The sequence below is a fragment of the Dolichospermum sp. UHCC 0259 genome (assembly GCF_009711935.1).
GTDB lineage: Bacteria > Cyanobacteriota > Cyanobacteriia > Cyanobacteriales > Nostocaceae > Dolichospermum.
The window spans coordinates 1-7,010 of record NZ_VIKX01000055.1 but is presented as its reverse complement, the minus strand read 5'-3'; the positions used below and the strand labels follow the sequence as shown (position 1 = coordinate 7,010).

9 protein-coding genes are annotated in these 7,010 nt (G+C 36.7%); 4 read left to right on the top strand and 5 right to left on the bottom strand.

Annotated features, from left to right (window positions below):
* Window positions 1-1,108: hypothetical protein (locus FJR05_RS04430; protein ID WP_168642984.1), on the bottom strand; the 1,108-nt coding region annotated here is incomplete at its 3' end.
* A gap of 759 nt (window positions 1,109-1,867) precedes the next feature.
* On the opposite strand from FJR05_RS04430, the gene ndhL reads away from it, so the two are divergent.
* The 4 genes from ndhL to FJR05_RS04410 all read left to right on the top strand — a co-directional run bounded on the left by ndhL (window position 1,868) and on the right by FJR05_RS04410 (window position 4,177).
* Window positions 1,868-2,077, top strand: a complete 210-nt coding sequence (ndhL, locus tag FJR05_RS04425; protein ID WP_080683924.1) for an NAD(P)H-quinone oxidoreductase subunit L — start codon at window positions 1,868-1,870, stop codon at window positions 2,075-2,077.
* Between the two features lie 24 nt (window positions 2,078-2,101).
* A complete protein-coding gene (locus FJR05_RS04420; RefSeq protein ID WP_168642983.1) occupies window positions 2,102-2,413 on the top strand; it encodes a DUF3007 family protein in 312 nt (103 codons plus the stop codon).
* Window positions 2,414-2,486: 73 nt separating this feature from the next.
* Window positions 2,487-3,290 carry a tryptophan synthase subunit alpha gene (trpA, locus tag FJR05_RS04415; protein WP_168642982.1) on the top strand — a complete coding sequence of 268 codons (804 nt, stop codon included), beginning with the start codon at window positions 2,487-2,489 and terminating at the stop codon, window positions 3,288-3,290.
* A gap of 236 nt (window positions 3,291-3,526) precedes the next feature.
* A complete protein-coding gene (locus FJR05_RS04410; protein ID WP_168642981.1) occupies window positions 3,527-4,177 on the top strand; it encodes a heterocyst differentiation related protein in 651 nt (216 codons plus the stop codon).
* A 262-nt stretch (window positions 4,178-4,439) separates the two neighbouring features.
* Here the strand turns inward: FJR05_RS04410 and FJR05_RS04400 are convergent, their stop codons facing one another.
* The 4 genes from FJR05_RS04400 to FJR05_RS04385 form a co-directional block, all read right to left on the bottom strand.
* Complete coding sequence (locus tag FJR05_RS04400; protein WP_168642980.1) at window positions 4,440-4,835, bottom strand: hypothetical protein; 396 nt, start codon at window positions 4,833-4,835, stop codon at window positions 4,440-4,442.
* Window positions 4,825-5,118: a helix-turn-helix transcriptional regulator gene (locus tag FJR05_RS04395; protein WP_168642979.1), complete on the bottom strand. Its 294-nt coding sequence runs from the start codon at window positions 5,116-5,118 to the stop codon at window positions 4,825-4,827. The genes FJR05_RS04400 and FJR05_RS04395 overlap by 11 nt, the downstream gene beginning before the upstream one ends.
* A 2-nt stretch (window positions 5,119-5,120) precedes the next feature.
* Window positions 5,121-5,465: a type II toxin-antitoxin system RelE/ParE family toxin gene (locus FJR05_RS04390; RefSeq protein WP_168642978.1), complete on the bottom strand. Its 345-nt coding sequence runs from the start codon at window positions 5,463-5,465 to the stop codon at window positions 5,121-5,123.
* A gap of 116 nt (window positions 5,466-5,581) precedes the next feature.
* Window positions 5,582-6,967, bottom strand: a complete 1,386-nt coding sequence (locus FJR05_RS04385) for an AAA family ATPase (protein WP_371416796.1) — start codon at window positions 6,965-6,967, stop codon at window positions 5,582-5,584.
* Window positions 6,968-7,010 lie beyond the last annotated feature (43 nt).

Here is a 7,010-nt window from a genome sequence, read left to right as displayed (position 1 = left end):
TCGCTGGTTTTGGTCTTAGCACACTCAAGCAATTATTTAGAATGAAATAGCCCTGTATCAAAGAATGACTTTGAGATACTAATAATTGAAATAATAATGTAGGTTCTTTTCCATTTTCTGTGGTTAAAATATCAATTAAACGATTAGATAGTCTCAATACTAAACCCTTATTAATTATTTCTGTATCATTCTCAATCTTCCAAACGGAGAGCTTATCTTGCAAATGTTCTTGAACAGATTGCATAATTTCTGGAATATTTACAATAGAAAAAAAGAGATATTTTTGCAGACTTTTTTTATAATCTGCCAATGTTTGTTGCTGCGTTTGTTCAATAAATATGTTAGCTATATTTTTATAGCTTAATGAACCTTTTTTACTAGCAATAATTTGGATCAACCTCAAAATTTGCTCTCCCAAAATACTGGGATTTTTGTATTTATTAATAAAATAACTATCAGAAGAATGAGAGTGAGCAAGATACATAACTAAATCAAACTTAAACTTATGTCTCATTTGTTGAGCTATATTTCTGGCAATATTTCTTTGTTCTTGCGGATTATTTTTGTCATAAAATTGAGCTAAGAATAAAAAATGACTATATCTACAAACCCAATTACTTTTATTTTCGCTTTGGTGTCTATTCGCAAATATTTTTAAATCATCATAATTTTGGCTATTAATAAAATTATCTAACCATTCACTATAAGGATGAATGAATGGAGAAATAAATACCTGGTTTTCTATTTTATAGTTCTCAAATATCAACAACAAATCTTGAGTATATTTATGTTGTTTCAAGGTTTCCCAGTTATTAACTAAAATATAGCAACATCGTTTGATTGTATGATGAAATTGTGCTTCTTGTTGGTCAGTAAAGATTGTGTACACTCCAGACGAATGATCATTATCATCTGTTTCGACAATTCTTAAGCTCTCTATAAATAAATTTCGGAATTCTAGTAACGCTTTTTCTGGAGTTTCTTTTTGAATAGTCTCCAGTAAAAAGCTATAAATCTTGTCTTGTTCACACTGAAAATCAATTTCTTCAGATGCGAGTTGAAGAATATCTTGGTTGTTCGGATTTGAGGGTAAATTATTATCAGTCATGCTAGTTTTCAAAACCAACTAGTACACAACATCACTCGTAAACTAAACTTTAATGTTTAATTAATGGTATCGCAGGTTTGCACTAGGGTTTTAGCACATTTCTAGTTGGTTTTTGGATGGGAGTGGGGGGGCTCGAACCCCCACGACCTTTTACGGTCAACGGATTTTCATTCTCTTGTAGTTTTCACTACTACTTAGTTACTCAGGCAATCATAAGTTTTGAGAATTGGACTCTCCCTTTACCCTCGGCTTGACGTTAGGGTAGCTCCCGTCGAGTCTCTGCACCTTCCCAGTTGAAAATTCTTCTGGGCTTGGCTCAGGATTGCCATATCTATAAATAGATTTAGGTTTCCCTGAGTTTGAGAGCTGCCACTTGAAAGATTTCTCGATCAAGGCTCAATTCCTTTAAGTCCGTAGCGTCTACCATTCCGCCACACTCCCGTAAGGTTATTTACTGTTTTTGAGGCAGTATTCACCCGCTTGTCTGTTATACCACTAATTGCTTTTTTTTGGCAAGTAGATTTTAAAATTTTATTTGCTAACGCTAATATTTGATATTTAGCCCTGAAACAAAATATTAAACTGGCCACTTAGTTCACGCTTAATGGCTGATGACGATGATATCATAAGTTTCGATTTTTGGGCAATAGGTTTTGGGGAAGATGGAAAATAACAGAATTACCGATTTCCTCAAACCAGCCATTGGGCATATCATAAGAGGTGAATGCACCAAATATAGTTCAAATTGCGGTAAGAAATATGGTTGTAGCACTACTGTATCTGAGTTTAGCTGGCGCTTATTTGCTGGTAATACCCATTGCTGTCTTTTTCTACTTGAGTTTAAGATGGTATACCTGTGGTTCTGTGGAACGGGTGTTTATGTACTTTTTGGTGTTCTTTTTCTTTCCGGGGTTGCTAGTTCTCTCCCCGTTTGTGAATTTGAACCCCCGTCCTCGAAAAATTGCTTAAATTTAATGGTAGGTCATAATTCTCATGCGACGTATTGACGCGATTGGTATTGGCTTCGGCGTTTTTGTGGCTGGTGGCTTGGCTTATGTGGGTTTGCAAGTTGTGGGTTTAGATAGTCAGAATGCTGGTATCTGGAGTCAGGTTTTCTTGATGGCTGGCTTAATTGGCTGGTTATGTACCTATATTTTTCGAGCGATAGGGAATAAAATGACCTACCATCAACAGCGGGAAGCTTATGAAACGGCTTTTTTGCAAAAGCGGCTTGATGAACTCTCTCCTGAAGAGTTAGCTAAACTGCAAGCGAAGATGGAAGAGGAGAAAGAATCTCAGGTTTAGGGTTATGATTGTTCAGTTGTCAGTTGTTGATTGTGACTACTGACTACTGACCACTGACTACTGACTAGGCGAAATGACTGCTATTTCTCGTTGCTTTGAAAATTTAAGACGGAATCAAGAGTGCGCGTTGATTCCTTTTATTACGGCTGGTGATCCGGATTTAGAAACTACTGCTAGGGCTTTGCAGGTTCTGGATAATTCTGGGGCGGATATGATTGAGTTGGGTGTACCCTATTCTGATCCTTTGGCTGATGGGCCGGTGATTCAGGCTGCGGCGACTCGGGCTTTGGAGAGGGGAACGACTTTAGAGCATGTATTGGAGATGCTCAAGGGGATTAGTCCGAGTTTGCGATCGCCTATTATTTTATTTACCTATTACAATCCGATTTTACATCGAGGGATTGATAAGTTTTTGGGACAAATTCAGGATGCTGGGGTAGCGGGTTTAGTTGTGCCTGATTTGCCTTTGGAAGAGTCAGCAGGGCTAATTAAACCAGCGGCGGAGATGGAAATAGATTTAACCTTATTGGTAGCTCCTACGAGTTCTCCTGAAAGAATTGAAGCGATCGCTCGTGCGTCTCAAGGATTTATTTATTTGGTCAGTGTTACTGGTGTTACGGGAATGCGAACCCAAATGCAAACGCGGGTTGGTGATTTGCTGCAACAAATTCGTAATGTTACTGATAAACCTATCGGTGTGGGGTTTGGGATTTCTGAGCCTGAGCAAGCGCGACAAGTGAAAGCATGGGGGGCAGATGCAGCAATTGTCGGTAGTGCTATGGTGAAACGACTGGCAGAAGGAACACCAGAGCAGGGATTAGATGCGATCGCTCAATTTTGCCAAAGTCTCAAGACAGCCATCAAAAATCCCTCTTAACTAAACAGAGCAATTGCCAAACAGTGTATTTTTTTGTTATCTTTTAGTGGACAATTTGACGGCGATCGTCTTAAATAATAACAGCATATCTTAGGATAGACAAAAAACTAACTGATACACTGGTTTATCTTGACTCTTAACTTAATATACTATCAAAGTAGGCAAAAAATTATGTGTGTGAGAGTGCGTCAGTCACAACTGAGTTACTGTTCATTAGTATTCGAGGGGTAACAGCAATGAGCGAAAGTATGGCATTTATTGGCGGAGTCGCGGTAGCTGGGTTAGCGGCTTTAGTTTTGCTAAAAGGAACAAATACCCCAATACAATCGAATTTTGCTGTTAGTCCACAAATGCCGGGGACAGTCATGGCACCCCAGGTAATGCAGTATCCCCCCAATTACGGGCAACCTGTCTATTCTAATCAGCCCCCAACTGCTCCTAATTCTGATCAGCGTCTAGAAATGGAAAGGCTGAAAATGAATATGCAAATAGAGAAGTTGAAAAGCGACAATGAACAACTAAAGTTACAAAATCAACAATTCCAGGTACAGGCTCAAAGTTTTACGCAACGAGAGTGGCAATTAGCACAACAAGCTAATCAACAAAAAATGGCCACTTTACAACAACCTGAGCAAAATAATTGGTGGTCTTCACCTATGCTTTGGGCTGTGGGTGGTGCTACCTTAACGATTGGTGGTGGTGTTGTTGTCGCTGGTGTCCTATCTTTATTTGCACCCAAACAGCGTCCTACTCGGACTGTTCAGGTGATTCATCCCTACAATGGATCAACACCATCCTTAAATCCTGTGCGTCGCGCTGAGTTTTTACCATCTTCTCGCATGGAATCTAGAAGAGTTGAAACGGCAGAATACGACGAAATGCACTAAACTATTGTGCTGAATATTGCTGAATAGTTCGGAGATTAGTGGGGTTTTAAGTATTAAACCCCACTTTTTAGTGTCTGTGAGGGTAAAACAAACTGTATTAACATCTTCTTGCTTCTTCAAGCATTTCACGAACCATGTATCCTACATTCCGCACGTATTTTTGGAGTTATCCAGTACAAAACAACCCCCTTATGACTAACTTTTATAGGGGTATTAGGAACATCTTGTTTTAGTTCTACCCATTGGAATAAGGTAGCTGTTGTCATGATTTATTTTTTTCGTTGACTATCAGTGAAGCATAGATAACACGCAAAGAGTCTAATTCATTCATGTCAGTAACAACTTTACATAAAGTTTCACTGAAATAGAAAACTTCATAATTAGGTGTAAGTTCTTTTTGTAGTTGCTTCCACAAACTAATACCTTCTTTTTCAAAAGCTGCTTTAGCCTCTAAACTTGGAAAACCTGATGAATTAGGATCTTCCCAGTTCAATTTTGCATCATAAATATCTGCCCATTTTTCCAAACGGGTAATAGTTTCTTGACTCAGTGGTAATGTTTCTGGGTCAATATCTCCAGCTTGATCAGAATTTACCCACCATAATGGGTAACATTCATAATCAGCCATGAGTTTGATTTTTTCTACTTTAAACAGCATCTACCAATTCAAAACGAATTTTTTTACCAACAACTCTAGCAGCTTTATCAATCGTCTCTAAGGTAACAGAATGATTATCAGGAGATAAAAGTCTATCAACAGATGATCTGCTTGTTTTCATCTTCTCAGCCATTGCTGTTTTAGTAATATTTTTCTCAGCCATTGCTGTTTGAATCTGCCAAGCAATAACTCTTTTAATAGCTATTAAATTGATTTCGTCTAATGTTCCATCTTCTTCTAAAAGCGCATCAAGAGAAGAACCAATATAAGGATTTTCTGTCATATTTACGCCTCCAATGTGTGTTTGCGTTCCAAGGCTAAATCCAATTGTTGTTTTGGGGTTTTTTGACTTTTCTTAATGAAGCCATGCAGCAATATCATTTTACCTGCATAGAAACAAAATAACACACGAGCAATTTTATTTTGTGGTAAGTTTGTTCTGACTTCAAATAATCCATCACCCATTGGCCGACAGGTTGGCATTCCAATTGGCCAACCAAATTCAACTGTTTTGATATCAGCACCAATCAAAAATCTTTCCTCTTTAGATAAACTTTTTAACCAATCACGAACTGGTTCAGTGCCATTTTCGTTTCTATAAAATTCAGCCGGAACTCTTTTATCTGTCATACATCAAACCTAATTAAATGTAGAAGTAGGCATTAGTATTTTGCATACTTTTATCTAACAACTACATACGTTAGATTTGATGTTATACTATATTGTACCTTTTTTGGTACATAAAGTCAATAGATATTCAAATTCTGAATTTTCTGAAATAATGGTATAAAATCTTTAGAAAGCAGCCGTGGCATATCATCAGCTACAGTCTTTAAAATTTCTTCTTTAAGTTTAGGTTCTTGGTGAAATCGCTTGAGTCCTGGGAAAATAGTTTTTAGCTTATTTTCTAATTCATGTCCTTGAATCTTAAGAAACCATTCTGGCAAATTAATTGATTGTCCACTAATATATTCACATTGCTGAATTGTCTCTTCATTTTGAGGTGGCAAATTTTCTCTAATTTTATCTACTATAAAATCAGCTACTTTTTGAAGCCGAATATTATCGAAGTTAACAATGTCAATATATGTCTCATCCTCATTTAAACCTATATCCGAGCGTTCGATTAACTTATCTTTAACTAAGAAAGCTGCTAATAAAATTGGATCGAGAATATAATTTTCAATGCTGTAACGATTTCCTTCACCGAGAACTTTCACACGCTCGCTCTCATTATTCTCCAAATCCCAATCAATAATTCCATAAACAGTTTTATTACCGCCCTTATTATATAGCTGAGTTACAACTTTTTTCACTTGATCACAGTTTGCGTTATCATTACTTCTTACTCCAGATGAAATAAAGTCGAGTGAAATTCCTGGTATTAAATAGCTTTTTAATTTCTTATAAATCTTTTCATAAAATTCAACATCATATTGGCTTTCAACAAATACCTGACGACGATTTTCGTAATCTATACTTAAGGTAGGAACACCAGAAGTTAGAATAGCAAGCGCGTTATCTTTTGTCGTTTTTTGTAAACGATTTTCTCCAGTTTTGTTCATGACATATATTGAATCTTCTGGAGCTAAAGCTACTGTTGATGGTGAGTGTGTTGTGAATATTACTTTAATTTTATGATGATTTATGAGTACATCTTGTATTGTATTTAAAAGAGATTGAGTCATAGAAGGATGTAATGGAGCATCAATTTCATCAAAAAGCAGAATTTTTGGATAATCTACAAGCTGACGACGGTCTTCCGCATAGTATAAACATAGTGCAAATGACATTAAAATCTTTTCTCCAGAGGAGAGATCCGCAAATTTGACAATGTTTCCTCTTAATTTGTCTGTAAGAATTGGTTCATAAAGGCGATCTTCATATTCATGTGGTTTATTGATACGGAAATCTAAATTTGCTGCTTCAAAAACATTATTTAAAAAATCCCAAGGTGGTTCTCCATGTTGTTTTCTAAACTCTTGCTCTGATAAAAATGTAACGTTCTTATTCCCTTTTGAATGTCCAAGCTCCTTAAGCTCATTCAAAAGCCAATTTCTTTGATACTCTGCGAAAAGTCTACCAAAAGATTGCTGAAACATATCCACAGACATCCAATGGTAGTTTTTCACTCTCCCCCCACTTTCGAGAGTTTATAGGGTAGGTAGAAGTAGG

Excerpts from the sequence above, each read along its gene's own strand:
- ndhL (WP_080683924.1), top strand. The coding sequence starts at position 1,868 with ATGGTTGTAGCACTACTGTATCTGAGTTTAGCTGGCGCTTATTTGCTG.
- FJR05_RS04420 (WP_168642983.1), top strand. The coding sequence starts at position 2,102 with ATGCGACGTATTGACGCGATTGGTATTGGCTTCGGCGTTTTTGTGGCT.
- trpA (WP_168642982.1), top strand. The coding sequence starts at position 2,487 with ATGACTGCTATTTCTCGTTGCTTTGAAAATTTAAGACGGAATCAAGAG.
- FJR05_RS04410 (WP_168642981.1), top strand. The coding sequence starts at position 3,527 with ATGAGCGAAAGTATGGCATTTATTGGCGGAGTCGCGGTAGCTGGGTTA.
- FJR05_RS04400 (WP_168642980.1), bottom strand. The coding sequence starts at position 4,835 with ATGCTGTTTAAAGTAGAAAAAATCAAACTCATGGCTGATTATGAATGT.
- FJR05_RS04395 (WP_168642979.1), bottom strand. The coding sequence starts at position 5,118 with ATGACAGAAAATCCTTATATTGGTTCTTCTCTTGATGCGCTTTTAGAA.
- FJR05_RS04390 (WP_168642978.1), bottom strand. The coding sequence starts at position 5,465 with ATGACAGATAAAAGAGTTCCGGCTGAATTTTATAGAAACGAAAATGGC.